Source organism: Sphingomonas sp., assembly GCF_035758555.1.
Classification (GTDB): domain Bacteria; phylum Pseudomonadota; class Alphaproteobacteria; order Sphingomonadales; family Sphingomonadaceae; genus Sphingomonas_B.
The window spans coordinates 1-24,572 of the sequence record NZ_DASTXI010000111.1; the positions used below are offsets into that span (position 1 = coordinate 1).

General features: G+C 66.8%; 27 protein-coding genes and 1 tRNA gene. 15 read left to right on the forward strand and 13 right to left on the reverse strand.

What is annotated here, in order from left to right:
• On the forward strand, positions 1–420 hold a 420-nt coding region (locus tag VFT73_RS06685), incomplete at its 5' end, for a response regulator (protein WP_326409400.1).
• 18 nt (positions 421–438) lie between these two features.
• Here VFT73_RS06685 and VFT73_RS06690 read toward each other — a convergent pair.
• Both VFT73_RS06690 and folK read right to left on the reverse strand, forming a co-directional pair.
• Positions 439–514: transfer RNA gene (locus VFT73_RS06690), tRNA-Lys, on the reverse strand.
• Between the two features lie 19 nt (positions 515–533).
• A complete protein-coding gene (gene folK, locus VFT73_RS06695) occupies positions 534–1,046 on the reverse strand; it encodes a 2-amino-4-hydroxy-6-hydroxymethyldihydropteridine diphosphokinase (protein WP_414712801.1) in 513 nt (170 codons plus the stop codon).
• Here folK and VFT73_RS06700 point away from each other — a divergent pair.
• Together VFT73_RS06700 and VFT73_RS06705 are read left to right on the forward strand one after the other, a co-directional pair.
• Entirely contained in the window at positions 1,045–1,698 is a 654-nt protein-coding gene (locus VFT73_RS06700; protein ID WP_326409402.1) for a uracil-DNA glycosylase, read from the forward strand. The two genes, folK and VFT73_RS06700, sit on opposite strands and share 2 nt — an antisense overlap.
• Positions 1,699–1,733: 35 nt before the next feature.
• A complete protein-coding gene (locus VFT73_RS06705; protein WP_326409403.1) occupies positions 1,734–1,964 on the forward strand; it encodes a hypothetical protein in 231 nt (76 codons plus the stop codon).
• Positions 1,965–2,065: 101 nt separating this feature from the next.
• Here VFT73_RS06705 and aguB read toward each other — a convergent pair whose 3' ends face one another.
• Positions 2,066–2,914, reverse strand: a complete 849-nt coding sequence (gene aguB, locus VFT73_RS06710) for an N-carbamoylputrescine amidase (RefSeq protein WP_326409404.1) — start codon at positions 2,912–2,914, stop codon at positions 2,066–2,068.
• A gap of 39 nt (positions 2,915–2,953) precedes the next feature.
• On the reverse strand, positions 2,954–3,943 hold the full coding sequence (locus VFT73_RS06715) for an agmatine deiminase family protein (RefSeq protein ID WP_326409405.1): 990 nt from the start codon (positions 3,941–3,943) through the stop codon (positions 2,954–2,956).
• A 125-nt stretch (positions 3,944–4,068) separates the two neighbouring features.
• On the opposite strand from VFT73_RS06715, the gene VFT73_RS06720 reads away from it, so the two are divergent.
• Positions 4,069–6,033 carry a S9 family peptidase gene (locus VFT73_RS06720; protein ID WP_326409406.1) on the forward strand — a complete coding sequence of 655 codons (1,965 nt, stop codon included), beginning with the start codon at positions 4,069–4,071 and terminating at the stop codon, positions 6,031–6,033.
• Positions 6,034–6,090: 57 nt separating this feature from the next.
• Here VFT73_RS06720 and VFT73_RS06725 read toward each other — a convergent pair whose 3' ends face one another.
• The 4 genes from VFT73_RS06725 to VFT73_RS06740 all read right to left on the reverse strand — a co-directional run bounded on the left by VFT73_RS06725 (position 6,091) and on the right by VFT73_RS06740 (position 8,221).
• Complete coding sequence (locus VFT73_RS06725) at positions 6,091–6,663, reverse strand: porin family protein (protein WP_326409407.1); 573 nt, start codon at positions 6,661–6,663, stop codon at positions 6,091–6,093.
• Between the two features lie 197 nt (positions 6,664–6,860).
• Entirely contained in the window at positions 6,861–7,475 is a 615-nt protein-coding gene (rpsD, locus tag VFT73_RS06730) for a 30S ribosomal protein S4 (protein WP_326409408.1), read from the reverse strand.
• 204 nt (positions 7,476–7,679) lie between these two features.
• Complete coding sequence (locus VFT73_RS06735) at positions 7,680–7,952, reverse strand: hypothetical protein (protein ID WP_326409409.1); 273 nt, start codon at positions 7,950–7,952, stop codon at positions 7,680–7,682.
• A gap of 11 nt (positions 7,953–7,963) precedes the next feature.
• Positions 7,964–8,221 (reverse strand): hypothetical protein, encoded by a 258-nt coding sequence (locus VFT73_RS06740; protein WP_326409410.1) that lies wholly within the window; start codon positions 8,219–8,221, stop codon positions 7,964–7,966.
• A gap of 104 nt (positions 8,222–8,325) precedes the next feature.
• Between VFT73_RS06740 and VFT73_RS06745 the strand changes: the two genes are divergently transcribed.
• Complete coding sequence (locus tag VFT73_RS06745; RefSeq protein ID WP_326409411.1) at positions 8,326–8,598, forward strand: chorismate mutase; 273 nt, start codon at positions 8,326–8,328, stop codon at positions 8,596–8,598.
• Here the strand turns inward: VFT73_RS06745 and VFT73_RS06750 are convergent.
• Genes VFT73_RS06750 through rpiB form a run of 5 tightly spaced genes read right to left on the reverse strand, consistent with a single transcriptional unit; the run spans position 8,595 to position 11,694 of the window.
• Positions 8,595–9,299, reverse strand: coding sequence for an RNA methyltransferase (locus VFT73_RS06750; protein ID WP_326409412.1), 705 nt, complete (start codon positions 9,297–9,299; stop codon positions 8,595–8,597). The genes VFT73_RS06745 and VFT73_RS06750 overlap by 4 nt on opposite strands.
• Positions 9,296–9,757 carry a transcriptional regulator NrdR gene (nrdR, locus tag VFT73_RS06755; RefSeq protein ID WP_326409413.1) on the reverse strand — a complete coding sequence of 154 codons (462 nt, stop codon included), beginning with the start codon at positions 9,755–9,757 and terminating at the stop codon, positions 9,296–9,298. Before nrdR ends, VFT73_RS06750 begins: the two co-directional genes overlap by 4 nt.
• A 1-nt stretch (position 9,758) precedes the next feature.
• Positions 9,759–9,932, reverse strand: coding sequence for a hypothetical protein (locus VFT73_RS06760; protein ID WP_326409414.1), 174 nt, complete (start codon positions 9,930–9,932; stop codon positions 9,759–9,761).
• A 2-nt stretch (positions 9,933–9,934) separates the two neighbouring features.
• Complete coding sequence (gene glyA, locus VFT73_RS06765; protein WP_326409415.1) at positions 9,935–11,248, reverse strand: serine hydroxymethyltransferase; 1,314 nt, start codon at positions 11,246–11,248, stop codon at positions 9,935–9,937.
• Complete coding sequence (gene rpiB, locus VFT73_RS06770; protein WP_326409416.1) at positions 11,245–11,694, reverse strand: ribose 5-phosphate isomerase B; 450 nt, start codon at positions 11,692–11,694, stop codon at positions 11,245–11,247. The genes glyA and rpiB overlap by 4 nt, the downstream gene beginning before the upstream one ends.
• 71 nt (positions 11,695–11,765) lie before the next feature.
• Here rpiB and VFT73_RS06775 point away from each other — a divergent pair, with 71 nt between their 5' ends.
• The 10 genes from VFT73_RS06775 to VFT73_RS06820 form a co-directional block, all read left to right on the forward strand.
• Entirely contained in the window at positions 11,766–12,299 is a 534-nt protein-coding gene (locus VFT73_RS06775; RefSeq protein ID WP_326409417.1) for a GNAT family N-acetyltransferase, read from the forward strand.
• 108 nt (positions 12,300–12,407) lie between these two features.
• On the forward strand, positions 12,408–12,893 hold the full coding sequence (locus VFT73_RS06780) for a hypothetical protein (protein ID WP_326409419.1): 486 nt from the start codon (positions 12,408–12,410) through the stop codon (positions 12,891–12,893).
• 149 nt (positions 12,894–13,042) lie between these two features.
• Positions 13,043–14,449, forward strand: coding sequence for an adenosylhomocysteinase (gene ahcY / locus VFT73_RS06785; RefSeq protein ID WP_326409420.1), 1,407 nt, complete (start codon positions 13,043–13,045; stop codon positions 14,447–14,449).
• Positions 14,450–14,515: 66 nt separating this feature from the next.
• Positions 14,516–14,914, forward strand: a complete 399-nt coding sequence (locus VFT73_RS06790) for a hypothetical protein (RefSeq protein ID WP_326409421.1) — start codon at positions 14,516–14,518, stop codon at positions 14,912–14,914.
• A 69-nt stretch (positions 14,915–14,983) separates the two neighbouring features.
• Positions 14,984–16,639: an SPASM domain-containing protein gene (locus VFT73_RS06795; protein ID WP_326409422.1), complete on the forward strand. Its 1,656-nt coding sequence runs from the start codon at positions 14,984–14,986 to the stop codon at positions 16,637–16,639.
• 94 nt (positions 16,640–16,733) lie between these two features.
• Positions 16,734–20,111 carry an amidohydrolase family protein gene (locus tag VFT73_RS06800; protein WP_326409423.1) on the forward strand — a complete coding sequence of 1,126 codons (3,378 nt, stop codon included), beginning with the start codon at positions 16,734–16,736 and terminating at the stop codon, positions 20,109–20,111.
• A gap of 21 nt (positions 20,112–20,132) precedes the next feature.
• On the forward strand, positions 20,133–22,484 hold the full coding sequence (locus tag VFT73_RS06805; protein WP_326409428.1) for a sensor histidine kinase: 2,352 nt from the start codon (positions 20,133–20,135) through the stop codon (positions 22,482–22,484).
• Positions 22,481–22,924: a tRNA (adenosine(37)-N6)-threonylcarbamoyltransferase complex ATPase subunit type 1 TsaE gene (tsaE, locus tag VFT73_RS06810; protein ID WP_326409424.1), complete on the forward strand. Its 444-nt coding sequence runs from the start codon at positions 22,481–22,483 to the stop codon at positions 22,922–22,924. The genes VFT73_RS06805 and tsaE overlap by 4 nt, the downstream gene beginning before the upstream one ends.
• On the forward strand, positions 22,921–23,892 hold the full coding sequence (locus tag VFT73_RS06815) for an aminoglycoside phosphotransferase family protein (protein ID WP_326409425.1): 972 nt from the start codon (positions 22,921–22,923) through the stop codon (positions 23,890–23,892). Before tsaE ends, VFT73_RS06815 begins: the two co-directional genes overlap by 4 nt.
• A partial coding sequence (locus VFT73_RS06820) for a nucleotidyltransferase family protein (protein ID WP_326409426.1) occupies positions 23,889–24,572 on the forward strand: 684 nt, incomplete at its 3' end. The genes VFT73_RS06815 and VFT73_RS06820, both read left to right, overlap by 4 nt.

Below are 24,572 nucleotides of genomic sequence, written 5' to 3' on the forward strand. Positions count from 1 at the left end.
AGCAACCCGCTTGCCGGCGTTCGCGTGCTGCTGGTCGAAGACGAGCCCCTGATCGGCATGAGTATCGAGGATGCACTGGTCCGGGCTGGTGCGGCCGTGCATCTGGCGCGAACCGACCGGGACGCCTATGCGGCGCTCGAGGAGACGGCTGCGGGCACGGACCTGCTGATCACCGACATCAATTTGCGCGAGGGGACGACGGGCTATGACGTCGCCCGCTTCGCCCGAAGGCTGAATCCCGCTGTCTCGGTGCTTTACCTGAGCGGCGGATCTGCGGGCTCGGCGATCTCCTTCGGCGTCGACGGCGCAGAGTTCATCGCCAAGCCGGTGACGGAGGCGGCCCTGATCGCGAGCGTCGAGCGGATCGCCAAATCCGCCGCGCCGGCCCTGCATCAGCGCTGCAGCCCCGGTCGCGCCTGAACCGCGATCTCGCGGAAATGGTGAGCCCTGCTGGATTCGAACCAGCGACCTACTGATTAAAAGTCAGTTGCTCTACCGACTGAGCTAAGGGCCCCCGTGGAAGCCGGTGCTGCCTAAGCGCGGGGACGGCGGCGGTCAACCGCGTGCAGCAACTGGCGGACGGTGCGGCCGGTGAGCGGGTCGCGGAGGCCGGGGGCGATCTCTCCCAGCGGCGCGAGCACGAAACGGCGCTTGCGGAACTCCGGATGCGGGACGGTCAGGCCGTCCCCCGCCCATACGCCGCCCGACCAGAGAACAATGTCCAGATCGAGCACTCGGGCGCCCCAGCGGCGGCCGCGGCGACGGCCGAAACGGCGCTCCAGCTGCTTCAGGCCGATAAGGAGAGCGGGGGGCGGAAGGCCTGTCTCAAGGATCGCGACAGCGTTGGCGAAGCTGCGGCCGGCGGGGCCGAGCGGCGCCGTCCGGAGAATGCGCGAGCGCGCCGTCACCGTTCCGAGCTCGGCGAGCGCATGCATCGCGGCGCGGACCACCCCGGCCGGATCGCCGTGGCGGTGGTGCGGCCGGTTGGAGCCGATCGCGATCGCATAGCTTGAGACGGGCACGCGATCGTGCCTATCGGCGTGCATGGCCTTCGTCAGCCCCATTCCGGAAACCGAACCGCCGCACGATTGCCCGCGCTGCCCGCGGCTGGTCGCCCTTCGGGAGGCGCTGCGGGTCGAGCATCCCGACTGGTGGAACGCGCCGGTGCCGGCGTTCGGCGATCCGGACGCGTGGCTGTGCATCGTCGGCCTCGCGCCCGGCAAGCACGGCGCGAACCGCACTGGCCGGCCTTTCACCGGCGATTATGCCGGCGACCTGTTGTTCGAGACGCTGGCGAAATACGGCTTTGCGCGCGGCACCTATCGCGCCGATCCGGACGATGGCATTAGCCTGCACGGCATCATCATCTGCAACTCGGTCAACTGCCTGCCGCCGGAAAACAAGCCGCGGCCGACCGAGATCGCCAATTGCCGCCCCTTCCTTGCGGCGCAGATCGATGCGGTGACTAAAGCGCGGGTCTATGTCGCGCTGGGCCAGATCGCGCATCAGTCGGCGGTGCGGACATTGGGCGGCAAGCTGTCGGCGTGCAAATTCGGGCATCTGGCCGAGCATCGCTTTGCGGGCGGCGAGGTGCTGATCGATAGCTATCACTGCTCGCGCTACAACCAGAACACCGGCCGGCTGACACGCGCGATGTTCGAGGCGGTGTTCGAACGCGCGCTCGCGCTCAGGCCGTGAAGGGGCTATCCTCCTGCCCGCAAAGGAGAGTCGCGATGAGCCTGATTGCGATCGCCCTGGCTGCTGCCGCCGCACTGGCACAGAACCCGCACGCGCTGCCGATCTGCGGACAGGCGAAGCCGACGCCGGTCGACGTGTCGGAAAAGGCGAAGCTGAAACGCCTCGACAAATTGCCGCCGGCAGAGGGTTATCTGACCGTCATGCGGACGGAGAACGGCTGCGTCCGGCCGGTGAAGGTCAGCGAGGAGCGGGCGCGGGGGCGGTAAGCCCCATTCCGTTCGTATCGAGCGAAGTCGAGATACGATAGCTCCGAACCAGCGCTTCTCGACTTCGCTCGAAGCGAACGGCTTTAGGGAGGCACGTCGCGCTACCGGTCCTCCACCAGCCGGCCATACAGCTCCGGCCTGCGGTCGCGGAAGAAGCCGAAGGCTGCGCGGTGGCGTTTGACGCGGTCGAGGTCGAGCGTGGCGGTGAGGACGCCGGTTTCGGTCGCGCCGAACTCGGCGAGCATGTCGCCGCGTTCGTCGCAGATGAAGCTGTGTCCGTAGAAGCGCTGGCCTTCCTCGGTGCCGATCCGGTTGGCGGCGACGACCGGGACGACGTTCGACACCGCATGGCCGATCATCGCGCGGCGCCATAGCCGGCTGGTGTCGAGGTCCGGATCATGCGGCTCGGATCCGATCGCGGTCGGGTAGAAGAGGATCTCGGCGCCCATCAGCATCATCGCGCGGGCGGTTTCGGGATACCATTGGTCCCAGCACACGCCGACGCCCAGCGTCGCGTCCTGCGTCTTCCAGGTCTTGAAGCCGGTGTTGCCGGGGCGGAAGTAGAATTTCTCCTCATAGCCCGGGCCGTCCGGGATGTGGCTCTTGCGGTAGAGACCCATGATCGCGCCTTTGTCGTCGATCATCGCGAGGCTGTTGTAATGGTGCGGCCCGTCGCATTCGAAAAAGCTGGTCGGGATGTAGACGTTCAGCTCGGCGGCGAGCTTCTGCATCGCGACGACCGACGGGTGTTCGGAGGTCGGGCGAGCGTTCGAGAACAGGCCTTCGTCCTCGACGCGGCAGAAATAGGGACCTTCGAACAGCTCCGGCGGCAGGATGACCCTGGCGCCCTTCGCCGCCGCCTCGCGGACCAGCTCGGAGACGTGCGCGATGTTCTCGGCCTCGGGGCCGGGGAGCGCGAGTTGCAGGGCGGCGACGGTGATCTGGGTCATGATGCTCCTTTCACGCCCGTCCCGAGCGAACATTTGCGGTCACAACGAAGGCACTTGCTGGCTGATGCAGTGGAAGCTGCCGCCGCCGGTCAAGATATGATCGGCGCGGAAGCCGACAACCCTGCGGCTGGGGAACAGCGCCTGGATCGCCTCGACCGCAGCCTGGTCGTTGGGCGCGCCGTAGAGCGGGACCACGACCGCGGCATTGCCGATATAGAAGTTCATGTAGCTGGCCGGGACGATCTCGCCATCGCGCAGCACGCGGCCGGGGGAGGGGAGGGGAACGACCTCCAGCCCGAAGGCGTGGGCGCGGGCCTGGGCGTCACGATAGACGGCGGCGTTCGGGTCGTCCGCGCCCGCCGGTTCGGGGATGGCGATCCGGCCCTCGCCGACGAAGCGGGCGAGATTGTCGACATGGCCGTCGGTGTGATCGTTCAGCAGCCCGTCACCGAGCCAGAGGACGCGGTCGAGGCCGAGATCGCCGAGCAGCCGCGCCTCGATCTCCGCCTTGCCGAGGTCCGGATTGCGGTTCGGGTTCAGCAGGCACTGCTCCGTGGTGACGACTAGGCCGGTGCCGTCGACGTCGATCGCGCCGCCTTCGAGGACATATTTGCAGCGCCGGGCTTCGCCGAAGCCGCCGCTCTGCGCGAGGCGCAATGCCAGATCGTCATCGCCTTGCAGCCGGTACTTCTCGCCCCAGCCGTTGAAGATGAACGCGCGCGCCGCGCGGTTGCGCCCGTTCGAGACGATGATCGGGCCGGTATCGCGCAGCCAGATATCGCCGAACGGCGCGGTGAGGACTTCCACCCCCGGCGTAGCCATCCGGGCGGCAGCTTCTGCGGAGGCCCGGTCCGCGGCCACCAGCCGCACCGTCTCGCCCGCGCCGCCCGCATGCACGGCATCGGCAAAGGCGATCACCTCGGCACGTGCCGGCGCCAGATCGTCCCCCCACAGATCGGCATGGCTCGGGAAGCCGATCCAGACGCTTTCGTGGGGGCCCCATTCGGGCGGCTGGCGTTCGATCGGCATGTTTCCCTTTCCGGCTTGCGGGACCGCGACATGGCAAGCCGCGGGCGGCCTCGCAAGGAGGCCCTTGTCAATCCCACTCGATCTTGCGACACGATCCGCTAAATTGTTGAACAATGGGGGGAAGAATGATCGCTCGTTTGCTTCTGGCCGGCGCCGCAATGGTTGCGCTGGTCGCCGCCGACGCGCCGCAGGATGCAGCAGCGAAGTTCGGCGCGCTGGAAAGCGTGCGCGACATGAGCATTTCGCCGGACGGCAGCAAGATCGCGTTCGTCGGGCCGGCGGACGGCGTGAAGACGACGCTGTACACCATCGATCTCGCGACCGGTACGCCGCAGCTGGCGCTGGTCGCGGACGGCAAGCCGCTGCGCATTACGGGCTGCGACTGGGTGTCGAACGAGCGGCTGGTGTGCACGATCTACGCCGCGCAGGTGACTTCCGGCTATTTCACGAGCCTCAGCAAGCTGGTCGGCGTCGATGCTGACGGAAAGAACCAGAAATATGTGACCGAACGGCAGGACGACAGCGCCTTCTATGTCGCGGCTTACGGCGGCGACATCATCGACCGGTTGCCGGAAGAGGACGGCGCCGTGCTGATCACGCAGCAATTCGTCCCCGAACAGAAGGTCGGCAGCCTGATCGCAAAGCGCGGCGAAGGCCTTGGGGTCGTGCGCATCGACACCCGGAGCGGCCGTCGCCAGACCATCGAGCCGCCGCGACCGGACGCCGCCGAATATATTACCGACGGGCACGGCACCGTACGCATCATGGGCGTGCAGAGGCAGACCGCCCAGGGCTACGCCAAAAGCCAGCTGGCCTACTATTACCGAAAGCCGGACGACCGCGACTGGAAACCGCTCGGCAGCTACGATTTCCTGACGCGTGACGGCTTCAATCCCTATGCTGTCGATCGCGAGAAGAACGTCGTCTATGGCAAGAAGCGGCTGGACGGGCGGCTCGCGCTCTACGCGATCGCACTGGACGGCAGCATGAAGGAGACGCTGGTCTATTCGCGTCCCGACGTCGACGTAGGCGGGCTGGTCCGGGTCGGTCGCGACCAGCATGTCGTCGGCGTTAATTATGCAGGGGAACGCACCGAAACGGCCTATTTCGACCCGACCATCGAGACGATGGCGAGCGCGCTGGCGAAGGCGGTGCCCAACATGCCGATCGTCGACGTGATCGATTCGAGCACCGACGGCAACAAGATGATCCTGTGGCTGGGCGCCGATACGCATCCCGGCGAATATTTCCTCTACGACCGGTCGGCGAAGCGTCTGGCGAAACTGATGCTCGACCGGCCGCAGCTCGAAGGCGTCACGCTGGCCTCGGTCAAGCCGATCCGCTACCGCGCGTCGGACGGGACGATGGTGCCCGGCTATTTGACGCTGCCGCCCGCTTCGTCCGGCAAGAACCTTCCGGCGATCGTGATGCCGCACGGCGGCCCCGAAGCGCATGACGAATGGGGCTTCGACTGGCTCGCGCAATATTACGCCAATCGCGGCTATGCCGTGCTGCAGCCCAATTACCGGGGCTCGACCGGCTATGGCGACAGCTGGTTCCAGAAGAACGGCTATAAATCCTGGCGCTCCGCGATCGGCGACGTGGTGGACGCAGGCCGCTGGCTGGTCCAGCAGGGCATCGCGGATCCGAAGAAGCTGGGGATTGTCGGCTGGTCCTATGGCGGATATGCGGCGCTGCAGGCCAATGTCGTCGACCCCGACCTGTTCAAGGCGGTGGTCGCGATCGCGCCGGTCACCGATTTCAAGGCGATGGTGAGCGCTACCTATCTGTATGGCGATTACGCGATCGAGCGGGAGCGGTTCGGTAGCGGACCGCACCTGGTCGAAGGTTCGCCGGCGCAGAATGCAGGCGCGTTCAAGGCGCCGGTGCTGATGTTCCACGGCGACCAGGATTTCAACGTCGGGATCGAACAGTCCCGGATGATGGACGCCCGGCTTACCGATGCCGGCAAGAAGCACCAGCTGGTCGTGTTCCCGGGCCTCGACCATCAACTCGCCGATGCGGATGCACGCACGCAGATGCTGCAGCAGAGCGATGCCTTCCTGCGAGCCAATCTCGGTATCCAGTAGACGCAAAAAGGGCGGCCATTTCTGGCCGCCCTTCCGGTTTGGCATGCCGGCCGTCGCTTAGAAGCGATAGCCGATCGTGGCCGCGACCTGATGGCGCGACAGGCCGCCTTCGTAGTTCGAGTAGCGATACTCGGCGCCGACATAGGCGTTTGACGTCACCATATACTGGGCACCGGCGCCGAGACGGATGCCGTCGCCGTTGGCGGAGTCGCTGTCGGTGACGCCGCCGGTGGTCACGGAACCCTTGATGCGGGCGTTGGTGTAGCCCGCCTTGGCATAGACGTTGAAGCGGTCCGACACCGCACCGGTGACGCGGCCGCCGACATAGAGGTCGCGGCCGGCCGACAGGCGAGCGCGGTCGGTCCCGTCGGTTACGTCCAGATCGGCGGTCGAGTCGCTGATCTCGGCGTCAATGCCGAGCGCAACGTTGCCGCCGACCGCGAAGTCGTAGCCAAGCCCCAGGCCGTACATGAAGCCGCTGCGGCTGCCATGGCCAAGGCCGTCGATGTCGACGCGGACATTGTCCCAGCCGAGGATCGCTTCGACGCGCGGGCCGGCAATATCGCCGGCGAACGCGGGCGCGGAGGCGCCGGCCGCAACGGCGGCCAGCAGAACGGAAAGCTTACGCATTTGGGAAAAGCCCTTTTTGCTCTTTTGTGTGAGGGTGTCTTTCGACGCTGCGCGCCATGCCCGGCAGATGCTGCCGAATCAAACAGTTGCACGACGAATGTGTCGTTCCGGTCGACGGTGTTGCTGCACCGCAACAGAGCGAAGGCACAAAAAAGGGCGGGAAAAACCCGCCCTTCGTTGCGCGATGAAGCTCAGCCTCAGCGCGAATAGAATTCTACGACCAGGTTCGGCTCCATCTTCACCGGGTACGGCACCTCGTCGAGGGTCGGGACGCGGGTGAAGGTCGCCTTGGCAGTGCCGTCGATGGCGACATAATCGGGAATGTCGCGCTCGGCGAGGCTCTGCGCCTCCATGACCAGCGCCATTTCCTGAGCCTTGCTGCCAAGCGAAATCTCGTCGCCGACATAGCAGCGGCGCGACGCGATGTTGCACTTCACGCCATTGACGCGAATGTGGCCGTGGCTGACGAGCTGGCGCGCGGCCCAGATCGTCGGCGCGAACTTGGCGCGATAGACGATCATGTCCAGCCGCTGCTCGAGCAGGCCGATCAGGTTCTGACCGGTGTCGCCCTTCATCCGTGACGCTTCCTGATAGGCGGCCTTGAACTGCTTTTCGGTGACGTCGCCGTAATAGCCCTTCAGCTTCTGCTTGGCGCGGAGCTGCAGGCCGAAGTCCGACATCTTGCCCTTGCGGCGCTGACCGTGCTGGCCGGGGCCGTATTCGCGCTTGTTGACCGGGGATTTCGGGCGGCCCCAGATGTTCTCGCCCATCCGGCGGTCGAGCTTGTGCTTGGCGCTGTGGCGCTTCGACATGATCTTTCCTTCAATTGCTAACGACGTATTCTTGCCTTCCTGATCCGAAAACCGGTTCCCATTTTTCGGGGAAGGCAAGGGTTGGTTCCGGTCTCGCCTGCTGATCCAAAGGAAGGCAGGGCCGCCGCTTCACCGGAGTGCGGGGCCAATTGCGAAGGGCGCGCGCCTATACGAGCAGGCCGCGCAGGTCAAGCATCAGCAGTGTCAGAACGGGCAGACCCCGCCGTCGTGGCCGCAGGCGCCGGCGCCGTCCTCGACCAGAGCGCGGGCGGTGGCGTTGCCGTCGTCGGAACGCTTCTGCCACTGCTGCTTGGTCAGGCACACCTTGCGCGTCGCGATCAGCGATCCGATCGGCACCTCGCGCTTGCAAATCAGCGGGTCCTTTACCTGACCGGCGTCAGCGAGCTTCGGCTGCTCGGCCGCGTAAACTGCTCCTCCGGCGGCGATTGCCAGGAGCGTAGCGACAATGATCCGCATCGTTTCTCTCCTCAGCCGGTGCTGGGCGTCGCATTACGCGCCGCATTCAACTCCATCTGGCGGCGCGCTTCGTCGTTGCCGCGGACGGCGCGATCCTCCCATTGCGCTTTAGTCAGGCAGACCTTGCGCGTCGCGATCAGCGAACCGATCGGAACCTCGCGGCGGCAGATGACGCGGTTGTCGTCTTTCGTGTCCGCCGCCTTCTGGGGACCGGCCGCGATTGCGGGGGCGCTGAGTGCAATGAGCAGCATGGTTGTGGCGATGCGCATCTGGAACCTCTGTCTCGGTTGGACTCCGGTTGCTAAGGCTACCCTGAAATCGCGTTGCCGAAAAGGGATTACGTCAATTGTTAGAACCTGAGGACTGCCGGACGATGACCGAAGTGCGCATCGGCGTGGATGCCGTCGATCGCGAGCTGGTGCAGCTGCTGAAGCGCCGCTTCGGCTATATGGACGCCGCCGCCCGCATCAAGCCGGAGCGTGGCCTTGTCCGCGACGAGCCGCGCAAGGCGCAGGTGATCGAAAATGTGCGGCGGCATGCGGCCGAAGCGGGCATCCCCCAGCAGCCGGTCGCGGAACTATGGGATCGGTTGATCGAGGCGTCGATCGCCTATGAATTCGAGAAATTCGACCGGATGCGCGGCTAGCGCCGGCCGAGTGCGCTCAGCACGCCGCGCAGCGTGCGAATTTCGAGGCTGTTCCAGCGGGGCTTGGTCAGCACGCCGCGCAAGGTGCGCTTCGTTGCGCGCGCGCGTTCGGGCGGCATGAAATAGCCGGTCGGCTCCAGCAGCGCGTGCACATGCTCGATCAAGCCGTCGAGCTCGGCCTGGGGGGCGGGCGGCAGCGCCTCGGCCGCGGTCGGCTGCACGAGGCCCGCGCCTTTCGACCACTCATAGGCAAGCAGGATCACCGCCTGGGCAAGGTTGAGCGAGCCGAACTCCGGATTGATCGGCACAGTGACGATCGCGCGCGAGAGCGCCACGTCTTCGGTATCGAGGCCGGAGCGTTCGGCGCCGAACAGGATTGCGCTGCGGCCCGGCGCGGAGCGGATGTCGGCGGCCGCCTGTTCCGGCGTCAGCACCGGCTTGGTAACGCCGCGCTTGCGTACTGTCGTCGCGAAGATGTGCGCGCAGTCGGCGACAGCTTCGGCGGTAGTGTCGAACACTCGTGCCTGTTCGAGCACGATGTCCGCACCCGAAGCGGCGGGCCCGGCAGAGGGATTGGGCCAGCCGTCCCGCGGCGCAACCAGCCGGAGCTCGGTCAGCCCGAAATTGAGCATGGCGCGCGCCGCCTTGCCGATATTCTCGCCCAGCTGGGGATGGACAAGGACGATGACGGGACGGATCAATTCTCTCCCGCCTCCGCCACCGCGCCTGCAAATTCGTGGAAGTCGCGCGCTTCGGCGAAGTCCTTGTAGACGCTGGCGAAGCGGATGTAGGCAACGCTGTCGAGACCGCGCAGGCCTTCCATCACCAGCTCGCCGATATGTTTGGCGGGCACTTCGCTTTCGCCGCTGGTCTCCAGCTGGCGCTGGATGCCGCTGATCAGGCGTTCGATGCGGACCGGATCGATCGGGCGCTTGCGGCAAGCGATCGCGACCGAGCGGGCGAGCTTGTCGCGGTCGAACGGCTCGCGGCGGTCTTCGCTTTTCACGACCGTCAGGTCGCGGAGCTGGATGCGCTCGAAGGTGGTGAAGCGGGCCGCGCAGCCCTCGCACTGGCGCCGGCGCCGGATCGCCGCGCCGTCATCGGTCGGCCGGCTGTCCTTGACCTGGCTGTCCTCGTGTCCGCAATAAGGGCAGCGCAACTCAGCCCTTCCGCTTGTGAATGCGAAAGGCGGCTATGGCGCCGCCGATCACCGCGCCGCCGACGAAGCTGACGAACGGCAGCGGAATGCCAATCACCGCGCCGATCGCGGCGCCGGTCAGCAGTTCCTTCGTGTCGGGCGACATGCTGCCGTCCGGGCGGCGTTTCAGGTCCATGCTCAGAGCTCCGGATAAATGGGGAAGCGTTCGCAGAGCGCGCGGACGCGGGCGCGGACATCGGCTTCGACCGCCGCATCGCCATGCTCGCCCTTGTGGCGAAGGCCCTCGAGCACGTCGGCGATCATGTCGCCGATCTCGCGGAACTCGGCGGGGCCGAAGCCGCGCGTGGTGCCGGCGGGCGAGCCGACGCGGATGCCGCTGGTCTTGACCGGCGGCAGCGGGTCGAACGGGATGCCGTTCTTGTTGCAGGTGATCGCGGCGCGCTCCAGCGCCTCGTCGGCGTCCTTGCCGGTGACGCCGAGCGGGCGAAGATCGACCAGCGCTAGGTGCGTGTCGGTGCCGCCTGCGACGAGATCGGCGCCACGCTCTTTCAGCCGGCTGGCGAGCACTTTCGCGTTCTCCACCACTGCCGCGATATAGCTGCGATAGTCGGGGCGCAGCGCCTCGCCGAACGCGACCGCCTTAGCGGCGATCACGTGCATCAGCGGACCGCCCTGCAAGCCGGGGAAGACGGCCGAGTTGATCTTCTTCGCGATGCCCTCGTCATTGGTCATCACCATCCCGCCGCGCGGGCCGCGCAGCGTCTTGTGCGTGGTGGTGGTGACGACATGGGCGTGCTCGAACGGAGAGGGGTGCAAGCCGCCGGCAACGATGCCCGCGAAATGCGCCATGTCGACCATGAACAGCGCGCCGACCTCGTCCGCGATCTGGCGGAAGGCGGCGAAATCGATGATCCGGGGATAGGCCGAGCCGCCGGCGATGATGAGCTTCGGGCTATGCTGCTTTGCAAGGTTGCGGACCTGATCGAAGTCGATCAGGTGGTCGTCCGCGCGAACGCCGTATTGGACCGCATTGAACCATTTGCCCGACATTGCCGGCTTCGCGCCATGGGTCAGGTGGCCGCCGGCATCGAGGCTCATGCCCATGATGGTATCGCCGGGCTTCGTCAGCGCCAGCATCACCGCGCCGTTCGCCTGCGCGCCCGAATGCGGCTGGACGTTGGCGAAGCCGCAGCCGAACAGCTGCTTCGCCCGCTCGATCGCGAGCGTCTCGACCTCGTCCGACGGCGCGCAACCCTGATAGTAGCGCTTGCCCGGATAGCCCTCGGCATATTTGTTGGTGAACACCGAGCCCTGGGCCTGCAGCACCGCCTTGGAGACGATGTTTTCCGACGCGATCAGCTCGATCTGGTAACGCTCGCGCGCGATCTCATGCTCGACGCCGGCGAACACAGCCGGATCGGCCTCGGCAAGGCCGCGGGTGAAAAAACCTTCGAACTGGACGTCGTGCAGCGTCTGCGGATTGGTGCTCATGCGGGTTCCCTGGCGGATACGGTGAGTTTGTCGACGCGGCGCTGGTGGCGCCCGCCGAGGAAATCGGTGGAGAGAAAGGCTTCGATGCAGGCCTTGGCCATGTCCGGCCCGACCAGCCGCGCGCCCATCGCGATCACGTTCGCGTCGTTATGCTCGCGCGCGAGGCGGGCCGACAGCGGCTCCGAAACGAGAGCGCAGCGGCAGGCGGGGTTGCGGTTGACCGCGATCGAGATGCCGATGCCGGAGCCGCAAAGGGCGATGCCCTTATCCGCATCGCCATGCTCGATCGCGGACGCGAGCCGATAGCCGAAATCGGGATAGTCGACCGATGCTTCGGTGGCGGTGCCGAGATCGAGCACCTCGTGCCCGCGCTCGCCCAGCCAGTCGCGCAGCATCGTCTTCAGCTCGACGGCGGCGTGATCGGAGGCGATGGCGATGCGGGTCATGGGCGTGTCCTATCGGAATCGTTGCGCGGTCTTTAGGGATGTGGTGAATGTTTTGCCACTAGCCAGAGCCGATGATCCACAGAAGCGCGCCCGAAATCCGCACCGACCGCCTTCGCCTGCGTCCGCACCGGCGCGATGATGCAGCGCAAATCGTCGCGCTGTGGCAGGATCCGGTGGTGGTCCACCATTTCGGCGGCCAGCCGGTGGCGGCGGAGGACTGCTGGAACCGCCTGCTGCGCTATGTCGGCCATTGGGCGGTGAACGGCTACGGGCTCTGGGCAATCGAGGAGCTGGAGAGCGGGCGCTTCATCGGCGATGTCGGGCTGTTCGAGGGCCGGCGGGGCCTGGGCGAGCGGTTCGATACCGCGCCCGAGGCCGGCTGGGTGCTGCTGCCCATCGGCCACGGCAAGGGCTATGCCCGCGAGGCGATGAACGCGGCACTGCGCTGGGGAGAGTCAGAGCATCGCTGGCCGCGCACGGTGTGCATGATCGATCCCGAGAACCTGGCTTCGATCCGGACGGCGGAAGCGCTGGGCTATGCCGAATATGAGCGGCGCGATCATCGCGGCAAGGAGCTTGTCTTGCTGGAACGGCCTAAGCCCTGAAAAGAAATGCGTTTTCCGGCCCGTTAACCGGATTTCAAAAGATTCCCGACAGCCTGCGTCCCGCACGATGGGGGCGGCCGCGCTCGTGCGGCCCGCAAGGGGACGACAATGGGGATCATCAACAAGGCGCTTGCCGCCGCGGCGGCGACGGCACTGCTCGCAAGCCCGGCCCGTGCCGGCTGCTGGACCGACGCCGCTTATCAGGCTGCGCAGGTCCGCGAACTCGACACGATGCTGATGGTGCAGGCGCTCCGGTGCCGCAAGACGTCGGCGAGCTTTCTGTCGGAATATAACCGCTTCGTACAGGTCAGCCGCCCGGCGCTCCTGAAGGCGAATGCGGCGCTGAAGGCCCATTTCGGCGGCCTCAACGCCTATGACAATTACATGACGACGGTCGCCAACCGCTATGGTGCGGGGACCGGCGATCTCGACTGCGACGACACGGCGTCGATCGTCCGCGCGGCGGTCGCGACCAAGGGGTCGTCCGAGGCGCTGTACCGCCTTGCGGCCGACGCGCGGATGGAGCCGGCGATCGACGGCTCGCGCTGCCGCGGGGTCACCAAGGGTGCGCTTAACATCGCGGCGAACCGCTGAACCGCCGATGCCCCGCCCTGGTCCCCAGGGGTGCATATAAAGATATCTTTATATTTGCCTTGAGCGCTGCGCGGCGCTAAAGGCGCCGGCAACCCGGCCGTCCGCGACAATGTGGGCGGCCGGTTTTGTTCTTCTGCCGGAGATTGCCCGTGGCCACCGCCCTTGAAACGAAAGACTATGTCGTCGCCGATCTGAGCCTTGCCGACTTCGGCCGCAAGGAGATCGAGATCGCCGAGACCGAAATGCCGGGCCTGATGGCGCTGCGGGAGGAATATGGCGCGGAGCAGCCGCTGAAGGGCGCGCGCATCACCGGCTCGCTGCACATGACGATCCAGACCGCGGTGTTGATCGAGACGCTGACGGCGCTGGGCGCGCAGGTGCGCTGGGCCAGCTGCAACATCTTTTCGACCCAGGACCATGCCGCCGCCGCGATCGCCAAGTCGGGCGTGCCGGTGTTCGCGGTGAAGGGCGAGACGCTGCAGGAATATTGGGACTATGTCGTCCGCATCTTCGACTGGGGGCAGGACCAGACCTGCAACATGATCCTGGACGACGGCGGCGACGCGACGATGTTCGCGCTGTGGGGCGCGCGGGTCGAGGCGGGCGAGGAGCTGTTCGCACCGACCAACGAGGAAGAGGAGATCTTCGTCGCGACGCTGAAGCGCTTCGTTACCGAGCGTCCGGGCTATCTCACCAAGACGGTGCAGACGATCAGGGGCGTGTCGGAAGAGACGACGACCGGCGTCCACCGGCTCTATGACCTCGCCAAGAAGGGCAAGCTGCCGTTCCCGGCGATCAACGTCAACGACAGCGTCACCAAGTCGAAGTTCGACAATCTCTACGGTTGCAAGGAATCGCTGGTCGACGCGATCCGCCGCGCGACCGACGTGATGCTGGCGGGCAAGGTCGCCTGCGTCGCTGGCTTCGGCGACGTCGGCAAGGGCTCGGCCGCCAGCTTGCGCAACGGCGGCGCGCGCGTGCTGGTCACGGAAGTCGACCCGATCTGCGCGCTGCAGGCGGCGATGGAAGGCTATGAAGTGGTGACGATGGAAGAGGCGACCAAGCGCGCCGATATCTTCGTGACCGCGACCGGCAACGCCGACGTCATCACGCTCGACCACATGCGCGACATGAAGAACATGGCGATCGTCTGCAACATCGGCCATTTCGACAGCGAGATCCAGATCGGCGCGCTTCAGAACATGAAGTGGACCGAGATCAAGCCGCAGGTCGACGAGGTCGAGTTCCCGGACGGCAAGAAGATCATCGTGCTTGCCAAGGGCCGGCTGGTGAACCTGGGCTGCGCGACCGGGCATCCGAGCTTCGTGATGTCGTCCAGCTTCACCAACCAGACGCTCGCGCAGATCGAGCTGTGGAAGAACCACGACAACTACAAGAACGAGGTCTATGTGCTGCCCAAGCACCTCGACGAGAAGGTGGCGATGCTGCACCTGGAAAAGCTGGGCGTGAAGCTGACGAAGCTGACCAAGAAGCAGGCCGATTATATCGGCGTTTCGACCGAAGGCCCGTTCAAGCCGGATCACTATCGCTATTAACCCCGATCCCGGGAAACCGGAGCGCCGGCCCAATTGTTCTCCCGGCATGATTGAAGGGAGAACAAGGTGCTCTGGTTGATCGCGGCCGCGCTCGGCACCGTTGCGGTGCCGGCGCAGACGGCGGAATGGTGGTGGGTCGCCGGCGACGCTGGCGATGCCGCGGCGGTGTTCGCCGATGCCGGCAGCGTGCGCCGGAGCGGCGACCAGGCCAGCGTGCGCGCGGTCCGGATCGCCCGCGATGGCGCCGCGAGCATCGCCAGCTGGTCCGGCCGCTGCAGCGATGTGCATGCCGACGACCAAACCGCAGCCATCGCCCGCTTCGCCTGCGGCAGCGATGCGGACCATATGCAGCAGGCGGCGATGCTGCCTGGCCTGACGCCCGCCGAAGCCGCGCGCGCGATCTTCGGTGTGGCACCGACGAATGACGGCCGAATTTTGTCGGCCAAGCTCCGGCGCGCTTGGTAAGCCCGCTCTTAACCATATCGCAGTCATTGGCCCGCTACCCCGCTTCGTGAGTCACACGAAGGGCAGGCAATGGAACACGATACGGGGTTGCTGGAACGGGCGCGGGCACTGACGGAGCTGGAGGCGCATCCATTCTACGGATTCCTCGGGCAATTGGTCGACCTGCTGTCGGACGATCTCGACCACCCCGAAATCTGGAACACGCTTGCCGGCGTTTCGGGGCCGGAACTGACGGAGTTGCACGGACTTGTCCGCGCCTTCGGCCCGCTTCAGGCCGATCAAGTTGTGATCCGCATCTTCAATACGCTGGACGGATTGATCGAAACCATCATCGGCGATCCGGCGGCGGGCATCGCTGCGCTTCGCCAGGCCGAAGCCGTGTCGAACCTTTCGCCCCAGGTCGCAGGCGCCCTGTTCTTCGCCAGCCGCTTTCATGACCCGGACCGCTCGGCCGATCTGGCGTCCCGTTTCTGCGAAGCGCCGTTCGTCAAATTCGAGACGCTGATCGACGGTACGGTCGCCCCTTGCTGCTCGATCTGGACCAAGCAGCGGCTCGGCCATCTCGACCGGCAGAGCTTTGCCGAGATCTGGAACAGCGCCGGGGCGCAAGCGATGCGGGAGAGCATTCTCGACGGCAGCTACCGTTACTGCAACAAGAGCCGCTGTACCCTGATCAGCGAGGATGCGCTGCCGGAGCGCGATGCCGTCGCCGATCCGGAGCTGCGCCAGGTGATCGACGAGGGGATCACCGAAATGGCGGCCGGGCCGCGCTGGCTGTTCCTGGCCCACGATATCACCTGCAACCTGGCCTGCCCGTCCTGCCGCAGCGAGCTGATCGGCGCGGTCGAGGAGCAGCAGGCGCGTTTCCAGATGATCGAGGAGAATGTGTTCCGGCCGCTGTTCGTGTCGGAAGGCGAGGTGACGCTGTCGATTTCGGGACAGGGCGATCCCTGGTCGAGCCCGCATTACCGCTCGATCCTGCGCTACATGGCGGATCACGAGCTCAACACGAAGCTCAACATCCACACCAACGCGCTGCTGATGACCGAGGCGCGATGGAACCAATATGCGGGGCTGGCCAAGTACAGGCCGCTGGTCGACGTTTCGATCGATGCCTGCTCCCCCGACGTCTATCAGTATGTCCGGCGGCCGGGGAAATGGGAGAGATTGGTCCCCAATCTCCAGTTCATCGGACGCGAGCGCGCGAATGGCACGTTTTCCGAGTTCCATATCAACGCGACGATCCAGCTCGACAATTTCCACGAAATGGGCGCGCTGGTGGATTTCGGTGCAAGCGTTGGTGCGGATACCGTCCGCCTGTACATGATCCAGAACACCGGCGGGCATCTCGCGCCCGAATTCAAGCACAAGAACGTCGCCGACGCGGCGCATCCGCTCCACCTGATGTTCCTGGAAGCGCTTCGCGATCCGCGGCTCGGTCAGCCCAGCGCGCATCTGTACGATGTCGCCGGCTGGCGCGCCCAGGCGCTGGCGCAGCGGCTTCCCTCGGACGCTCTCGACGCCGATTATGACCGCGACGCGCTGCTCGAAGCGATAGACGGGGCGATCGGCGCCGAGGATTTCGGCACCGTCGCTGCCCTGACGACGGCGGGGCGCATCCGCTTCGGCGGCGATGCGACGTTCTACGAAATCGAGGCGCGCGCGCTGGAACGTCTCGGCTTTGCGCGCCAGGCTGCCTATCGCCGCGCCGACGCCGCGCGCTGACGACGTTCGTCGAAAACCGCCGGCTCGGTCCCTTGTAGCGCGGGGCGGTTGGCCTCTAGAGCATCCCCAGAACAGAACTGGGGATGCTCTTCACATGACGACTCGATTGACCGCGCTGTTCGCCGGATTGCTGGCGACGACCTCCTCGTTCGCGCAGGCGCCGACGCCGCCGCAGCCGGTGCAGGAGACGCAGGCGCCTGAAAACCAGGTGCTCAATCCGGAGCAGCGGAGCGCGCCGCTGCCGCCGGCGGGAGCGACCACGCCTGCGGTCAATCCGGCCAAGCCCGAGAAATGGGACGTCAACAACCCGCCGGGCATGGTGACGCGGCAGATCCCGATCAACGTCAGCGAAGGCAGCTGGATGAACGTCGACGTCTCGCCTGACGGGCGGTGGATCGCGTTCGACCTGCTGGGCGACATTTACACCATGCCGATCGCGGGCGGGACGCCTACGCGGATCGCGGAGGGTCTCACCTATGAGCAGCAGCCGCGCTTCTCGCCCGACGGCAAGCGCATCGCCTTCGTCTCCGATCGCGGCGGCGGCGACAATATCTGGGTGATGAACGTCGACGGCTCCGACAAGAGGCAGGTGACGAAGGAGGATTTCCGCCTGCTGAACCAGCCGAGCTGGAGCCCGGACGGCCGGTTCATCGTCGCCAAGAAGCATTTCACGACCGGTCGCTCGCTCGGCACCGGCGAGGTGTGGCTGTACCACGTCTCCGGCGGCGGCGGCGTGCAGCTGGTCAAGCGCGCGAGCGAGCAGCTGCAGAAGGAGCTGGGCGAGCCGATCTTCGCGCCCGACGGCAAGAGCATCTATTACGAGCGCAACGTCACGCCGGGCCCGATCTTCGAATACGCGCAGAATTCGAACGCCGACCTGTTCCACATCGAGAACTACAATCTTGAAACGGGCGAAGTGACGACCACCGTTTCGGGCGCGGGCGGATCGGTGCGGCCGACGCCGTCGCCGGACGGCAAGAAAATCGCTTTCGTGCGGCGCGAGCGGACCAAGTCGAAGCTGTATGTCCGCGACCTCGCCTCGGGCGAGGAGCGCAAGATCTACGACGATCTCGACCAGGACGTGCAGGAGACCTGGGCGGTGACGGGCGTGTACCCGAACATGGCCTGGACGCCGGACGCGAAGAGCGTCGTCTTCTGGGCGGGCGGCAAGATCCGGCGCGTCAACGCGGACGGCAGCGGCGCGGCGGAAATCCCGTTCCACGTGCAGGACACGCGGGTGGTGATCGACGCGACGCATCCGCAGGTCGAGGTCGCGCCCGACACCTTCACGACCAAGATGCCGCGCTGGCCGACCGTGTCGCCGGACGGGCGGCAGGTCGTGTTCGAGACGCTCGGCAAGCTCTGGATCAAGCCGATGTCGGGCGGCGAGGCGCGGCGGCTGACCAACAGCAAGGACGACAGTTTCGAAATGTACCCGACCTGGTCGCGCGACGGGCGGACGATCGCCTTCGTCGACTGGACCGACCTGGGGCTGGGGCGCATCCGCACCGTGCCCGCGAGCGGCGGGGCGGCGAAGGACGTGACGACGCAGCCGGGCCATTATGCTCGCCCGCAATTCTCGCCCGACGGCAAGACGATCGTGTTCGAGCGCGTCGAGGGCGGCTTCCTGACCTCCGACCAATGGTCGAACGATCCGGGCGTCTACAAGGTGGCTGCCGCCGGCGGCGCGCCGGTGCGGGTGGCGAAGGACGGCTCGGTGCCGCAGTTCGGCGCCTCGGGCGACCGCGTCTTCATGATCATGAGCGAGAAGGGCAAGCGCCAGCTCGTCTCCACCGATCTGTCCGGCCAGGCGAAGCGGGTCCACGCGACCGGCGATCTGGTCAATGATTATGAGGTGTCGCCTGACGGTCGGTTCGTCGCGTTCCGGCAGAATTACGAAGCGTTCGTGATGCCGCTGATGCCGGGGACGCAGGACGTGTCGACCGACAAGCAGGGCGGGCCGCTGCCGGTGACGCGGGTCAGCGCCGAAGGTGCCGACTTCATCCACTGGTCGAACGACGGGCGGCAGCTGCACTGGAGCATGGGGCCGACCGTGTTCACCGCCAATTCGGCGGATTTCTTCTACCTGGCGCCGACCGGCGACAATGCGCCGAAGTTCCAGCCGCCGCGGAACGGCGTGAACCTGTCGATGGAGGTGAAGGCCGACAAGCCGACGGCGACGATCGCCCTGACCGGCGCGAAGATCGTCACGATGGCGAGCAAGGACGGCGGCATCATCGATGACGGCGTGATCGTGATCCGCGGCGACCGGATCGTCGCGATCGGTCCGCGCGGATCGACGCCCATCCCGACGGGCGCAAAGACCATCGACGTCGCCGGCAAGACGATCATCCCGGGCCTGGTGGATGCGCACGCGCACGGGCCTCAAGGCGAGGACGGGCTCGTCCCGCAGCAGAATTGGTCGGATATCGTCAACCTGGCGATGGGGACCACCACGATTCACGATCCGTCGGCGAGGGCATCGGAAATCTTCGTCGCGTCCGAAATGCAGCGGGCCGGCAAGATGCTGGCGCCACGCATCTTTTCGACCGGCGAGATCATCTACGGCGCCAAGGCGCCCGACGTGTATGCCGAGATCAACAAATATGAGGACGCGCTGGCGGACGTGCGCAGGCTGAAGGCGCAGGGCGCGCATTCGGTCAAAAACTACAACCAGCCGCGGCGCGAGCAGCGGCAGATGATCGTCCGCGCGGCGCAGGCCGAGAATATGGAAGTCGTGCCGGAAGGCGGATCGCTGTACACGCTGGACGTGACGCACATCCAGGACGGCAACTCGACCGTCGAGCACAACATTCCGCTTGACGTCTTCTACGACGACCTGATCCAGTTCTGGACGCAGACCAAGACCAACTACACGCCGACCCTGGTCGTCACCTATGGCGGCCCGGCGGGCGATCCCTATTGGCGGTCGCACACCGACGTGTTCCGCCAGCCGGTGCTGATGCGGCACATTCCGCCGGGCATCCTGGCATCGCAGAACACGCGCCGCGAGATCGCGCCCGAAGAGGATTATGTCGACGACGACAGCGCGCGCGAGGCGAAGAAGCTCGCCGATCGGGGCGTGCAGGTCGCGATCGGCGCGCACGGCCAGCAATCCGGCATGGGGGCGCATTGGGAGCTGTGGTCGTTCGTCCGCGGCGGCTGGTCGCCGATCGAGGCATTGAGGGCCGGCACGATCATGGCGGCCACCTCGCTCGGCTATGCGAAGGACGTGGGCTCGCTGGAAGTCGGCAAGCTTGCCGACCTGGTCGTGCTCGATGCCGATCCGACCGTGAACATCCGCAACTCGGAGAAGATCAGCCGCGTGATGCTGGGCGGCCGCATGTACGATCCGATGACGATGAACGAGGTCGAGACCGGTACCTGGAAGCGCCAGCCCTATTGGTGGGAAGTGTCCGGAGGCGCGACCGCGGGACGGGCGGGCGCATCCCACAGTGACGGGGATATCTGAGGCGGCTAAGACGCGCGCGTGATTGCCCTGACGACCCCTGCGGCCGCCATCATCGGCGTGCTCCTGGCCCTGTGGCTCGGAGCCGCCGCCTGGGCGCTGGTGACCGGCCTCCGTCTGCGGCGGAGCGCGCACGAGGCGACGCTTCGCAGCAGCCGGCTGCAGGCGCTGATCGGTTCCGCGCCGGCGCTGATCGTGCTGGTTCATGCGGACGGTGCGCTCGAAGGACCGGCGCGGCTGGCCGACTGGCTCGGGCTGGATGAGCAGCCGGCGACGCTGGACGCGCTGGCGGCGGCGGAAAAGGGGCTTTCGGACGCCGATCTCGACGGACTTCGGAATGACGTCCGCCTCGCCCAGACGACTGGCAGGGCCTTTCACCGCACGATCCGGCCGCAGCAATCGAACCGGACCTATACGGTGCGGGGCGGGCCGGCGCCGGCGGGAGTCGCGGATGCCGGGGCGGCGATCCTCTATCTGTTCGACGCGACCGAGGTGCGCGGCGAAATCGCACGGCTTTCGGACGAGGCCGATCGGCTGACGAAGGCGTTCGACGCGCTGTCCGGCCTGATCGAGGCGTCGCCGATCCCGATGTGGCACCGCGGGCCCGATCTGAAGCTGACGCTGGTCAACACGGCCTATGTGAAGGCGGTCGAAGCGGAGAGTGCCGCGGACGCGATCGCGCGCGGGGTCGAGCTGGTCGAGGCGGCCCCCGGCCGCAACCCGATCGCCGCGGCAGCGTCGGCGCGCGACAGCGGCAACGCGATCTCGCGCGTGCTGCCGGCAACGGTGGGTGGCGAGCGGCGGAGCCTTTCGGTGGTCGACGTGCCGCTCGGCAGCTCCGGCGTCGCCGGCTATGCCATCGACGTCGAGGAGCTGGAGCAGGCGCGCCAGGCCTTCCGCCGCTTCGCGGAGGCGCAGCGCGACCTGCTCGACCGTCTGTCGGCCGGCGTCGCGCAATTCGCGGCGGACCGCACGCTCAGCTTCTACAACCAGGCTTTCATGCGGCTGTTCGCGATCAAGTCCGAATGGCTGTCGGAAGGGCCTGAGTTCGACCGCGTGATCGAGCGCATGCGCGAGGCAGGGCGGCTGCCCGAGGCGCGCGACTTCCGCGCCTGGCGCGATGAGCGGCGCGGCTGGTTCACCGCCGCGGACGAGGGGCAGGAAGAGGCGTGGATGCTGCCGGGTGGGGTGCACCTGCGCGTGGTCGCCCAGCCGTTGCCCGACGGCGGCCTGCTGCTGATCTTCGAGGACCGGACCGAGCAGGTCGCGCTCGCCAGCGCGCGCGACACGCTGCTGCGCGTCCGCGCCGCGACGATCGACAATCTGTTCGAAGCGATCGGCGTATTCGCGGCCGACGGGCGGCTGCAGCTGTGGAACCAGAAGTTCCGCGACGTATGGGCGCTGGACGAAGCCTTTCTCGCCAAGCATCCGCGCGTCGATCACCTGGCCGAGGCGGCGGGGCGGCAGCTGGCGAACCCCTCGCGCGCGGCCGTGATCCGCGAGCTGGTGCGCGTCGCGACCCAGGAGCGCAAGCAGCGCAGCGGCCGCGTCGCGCTGAAGAACGGGCGGCATTTCGAGTTCGCCGCGGTGCCGCTGCCGGACGGCAACGCGCTGTTCACGATGCTCGACATTTCCGACAGCCGCCGCATCGAAGCGGCGCTCAGGGACCGCAACGAGGCGCTGGAGGACGCGGACCGGGTCAAGACCGCGTTCGTCGCCAATATGAGCTACGAGCTGCGCACGCCGCTGACGTCGATCGGCGGCTTCGCCGAGATGCTGGCCGGCGGCTATGCGGGCGCGCTCGCACCCGCGGCGGACGAATATGTCCGCGCCATCCTCGATTCGGTCGCGCGGCTGAGCACGCTGATCGACCATGTGCTGGACCTGACGCAGAGCGAGGCGGGCGGGCTGCCGCTTGAGCGCAAGCTGGTCGATGTGCGGCGCGTCGCGCGCGAGGCGTGCAAGGCGGCAGAGCCCGCGGCGAAGGAGAAATCGATCGAGTTCGAAGCCGATCTCGACAAGAGCCTGGGCACGCTGCACGGCGACGCGCGGCGTATCCGGCAGGTGCTCGACAATCTGCTCGCCAACGCAATCCGCTTCACCCCGCCGGGGGGACGCGTTCTGCTGAAGGGCGAAGGCTTTGCCGAGACGGTGCGGATCGCGATTTCCGACAGCGGGCCCGGCATGACGCCCAAAGAACAGGCGCGCGCGTTCGACCGGTTCAGCCGCTCGACCGGCGAAGGGGAACGCGGCGCCTCGCTGGGCCTGGGCCTGCCGCTCGCGCGCCAGTTCGTCGAGGCGCATGGCGGCACGCTGACGCTGGCGTCGGAGCCGGGGCAGGGCACCGCCGTCACGGTCGAGCTGCCGCGGCAATGATCCTTGCCGACGAGGCGGCCACGCTCGCACTGGGTGCCGATCTGGCCTCGATCGTGAGACCGGGCGACGTCATCACCCTGTCCGGCGATCTGGGAGCGGGCAAGACCACGCTGGCGCGCGGGCTGCTCGCGGCACTTGGCCTGGCCGGCGAGGCGCCGAGCCCCACCTTTGCGATCATCCAGACCTATGCACCGCCCGAGACGCGGTTGCCGGTCGCACATGTCGACCTGTACCGGATCGAGGACCCGGGCGAGGCGGAGGAGCTGGGACTCGACGACCTTTGCGCCGATCACCTGCTGCTGGTCGAATGGCCGGAACGGCTGGGCCCGGAACTGTGGCAGGACGCCTTACGGTTGCGGATCGAAACGGTCGAGGAAGGCGGGCGGCGCTTGACAGCGGACGTGCCGCCGTCATGGGAGGCGCGATGGTCGCCCCGATGACTCCCCCAGCCGCCGCGCCCGAGTTTCTGGCGCGCGCCGGATGGGCCGATGCCGAAATCCTGCCGCTGGCCGGCGATGCCTCGTTCCGCCGCTATTTCCGCGTCGAAGCGCCGGGCCGGCACGCAGTGCTGATGGACGCGCCGCCGCCGCACGAGGATCCGCGGCCGTTCCTGACTGTCGCCGAGCATCTGATCGCGCTCGGCCTTTCCGCGCCGCGCACGCTCGCCGCCGACCTGGCGAACGGCCTGGTGCTGCTCGAGGATTTCGGCGACGCACGGATGCGCGAAGTGATCGACGCCGCGCCCGAGGCGGAGCTGCGAATCTATTCCGACGCGGTCGACCTGCTCGCCCGACTGCACAAGCATCGCGCCGCGGACCTGCCGCCGTACGACGAGAAAGAATATCTGCGCGAGGCGGGGGTGCTGACCGAATGGTATGCGCCGGCGCTGGGGCTCGACGTGGATGTGGACGGCTATGGTGCTGCCTGGAGCGAGGCACTGGCGCCACTGCTGCACGACCGGTCGGTGACGGTGCTGCGCGACTATCACGCCGAAAACATCATGCTGATCGAGGGGCGCGACGGGGTCGAGGGGCTGGGATTGCTCGATTTCCAGGACGCGGCCGCCGGACATCCGGCTTACGACCTCGTCTCGCTGCTGCAGGATGCGCGGCGCGATGTGCCGGAGGCGCTCGAAGCCGACATGCTGAATCGCTATCTGGAAGCGGCGCGGCCGGCCGAGGGTTTCACCGACGCCTATTGGCTGCTCGGGGCGCAGCGGAACGCCAAGATCGTCGGCGTCTTCACGCGCTTGTACAAGCGCGACGGCAAGCCGCGGTATTTGTCCTACCTGCCGCGCGTCTGGGCCTATCTTGAGCGCGACCTGGCGCAGCCGGCGCTGGCCCCCGTCCGCGCCTGGTTCGACGCCAACATCCCCGCCGACAGGCGCGGGAGCGCGACCATCGCATGAGCCGGTACAAAAAGCCGCTCGCGCTGCGGCCGCAGCCCAAGGCGCCGCCGCTCGATACCGCGATGGTGCTCGCCGCCGGGCTCGGCAAGCGGATGCGGCCGCTGACGGCGACGCGGCCGAAGCCGCTGGTCGTGGTCGCGGGCAAGCCGCTTCTCGATCATGTGCTGGACCGGCTGAAAGCGGCGGGCGTGAAGCGCGCGGTCGTCAACGTCCACTACCTCGCCGACGCATTGGAAGCGCATCTGAAGCGCCGCGTGCAGGGCATTGATATCATTGTCTCCGATGAACGGGAGAGACTGCTCGAAACTGGCGGCGGGCTCGTCAACGCGCTGCCGCTGATCGACGAAGACCCGTTCCTGGTCGTCAACAGCGACAATCTGTGGGTCGACGGGCCGGCGGATTCGATCCGCTCGCTCGCGGCGCGGTGGAACGATGCCGAGATGGACGCACTGCTGCTGCTGGTGCCGCTGGCGCGCGCGAATTGCCACAAGGGCCGCGGCGACTTCCATATGGACGGGTCGGGCCGGCTGACCCGCCGCAAGCCGGGACGGGTGGCGCCGTTCGTGTTCACGGGCGTGCAGATTGTCTCCAAACGATTGTTCGAAGGCGCAAAGGCGGAGCCCTTTTCCCTGAACGTGCTTTGGGACCGCGCGATCGAGAAAGACCGCGTCTTCGGGCTG

Bases quoted from the DNA above. Each gene is read 5' to 3' on its own strand.
- VFT73_RS06700 (WP_326409402.1), top strand. From the start codon at position 1,045: ATGGCCTTCGTCAGCCCCATTCCGGAAACCGAACCGCCGCACGATTGC.
- folK (WP_414712801.1), bottom strand. From the start codon at position 1,046: ATGCACGCCGATAGGCACGATCGCGTGCCCGTCTCAAGCTATGCGATC.
- VFT73_RS06705 (WP_326409403.1), top strand. From the start codon at position 1,734: ATGAGCCTGATTGCGATCGCCCTGGCTGCTGCCGCCGCACTGGCACAG.
- aguB (WP_326409404.1), bottom strand. From the start codon at position 2,914: ATGACCCAGATCACCGTCGCCGCCCTGCAACTCGCGCTCCCCGGCCCC.
- VFT73_RS06715 (WP_326409405.1), bottom strand. From the start codon at position 3,943: ATGCCGATCGAACGCCAGCCGCCCGAATGGGGCCCCCACGAAAGCGTC.
- VFT73_RS06720 (WP_326409406.1), top strand. From the start codon at position 4,069: ATGATCGCTCGTTTGCTTCTGGCCGGCGCCGCAATGGTTGCGCTGGTC.
- VFT73_RS06725 (WP_326409407.1), bottom strand. From the start codon at position 6,663: ATGCGTAAGCTTTCCGTTCTGCTGGCCGCCGTTGCGGCCGGCGCCTCC.
- rpsD (WP_326409408.1), bottom strand. From the start codon at position 7,475: ATGTCGAAGCGCCACAGCGCCAAGCACAAGCTCGACCGCCGGATGGGC.
- VFT73_RS06735 (WP_326409409.1), bottom strand. From the start codon at position 7,952: ATGCGGATCATTGTCGCTACGCTCCTGGCAATCGCCGCCGGAGGAGCA.
- VFT73_RS06740 (WP_326409410.1), bottom strand. From the start codon at position 8,221: ATGCGCATCGCCACAACCATGCTGCTCATTGCACTCAGCGCCCCCGCA.
- VFT73_RS06745 (WP_326409411.1), top strand. From the start codon at position 8,326: ATGACCGAAGTGCGCATCGGCGTGGATGCCGTCGATCGCGAGCTGGTG.
- VFT73_RS06760 (WP_326409414.1), bottom strand. From the start codon at position 9,932: ATGGACCTGAAACGCCGCCCGGACGGCAGCATGTCGCCCGACACGAAG.
- glyA (WP_326409415.1), bottom strand. From the start codon at position 11,248: ATGAGCACCAATCCGCAGACGCTGCACGACGTCCAGTTCGAAGGTTTT.
- rpiB (WP_326409416.1), bottom strand. From the start codon at position 11,694: ATGACCCGCATCGCCATCGCCTCCGATCACGCCGCCGTCGAGCTGAAG.
- VFT73_RS06775 (WP_326409417.1), top strand. From the start codon at position 11,766: ATGATCCACAGAAGCGCGCCCGAAATCCGCACCGACCGCCTTCGCCTG.
- VFT73_RS06780 (WP_326409419.1), top strand. From the start codon at position 12,408: ATGGGGATCATCAACAAGGCGCTTGCCGCCGCGGCGGCGACGGCACTG.
- VFT73_RS06795 (WP_326409422.1), top strand. From the start codon at position 14,984: ATGGAACACGATACGGGGTTGCTGGAACGGGCGCGGGCACTGACGGAG.
- VFT73_RS06800 (WP_326409423.1), top strand. From the start codon at position 16,734: ATGACGACTCGATTGACCGCGCTGTTCGCCGGATTGCTGGCGACGACC.
- tsaE (WP_326409424.1), top strand. From the start codon at position 22,481: ATGATCCTTGCCGACGAGGCGGCCACGCTCGCACTGGGTGCCGATCTG.
- VFT73_RS06815 (WP_326409425.1), top strand. From the start codon at position 22,921: ATGACTCCCCCAGCCGCCGCGCCCGAGTTTCTGGCGCGCGCCGGATGG.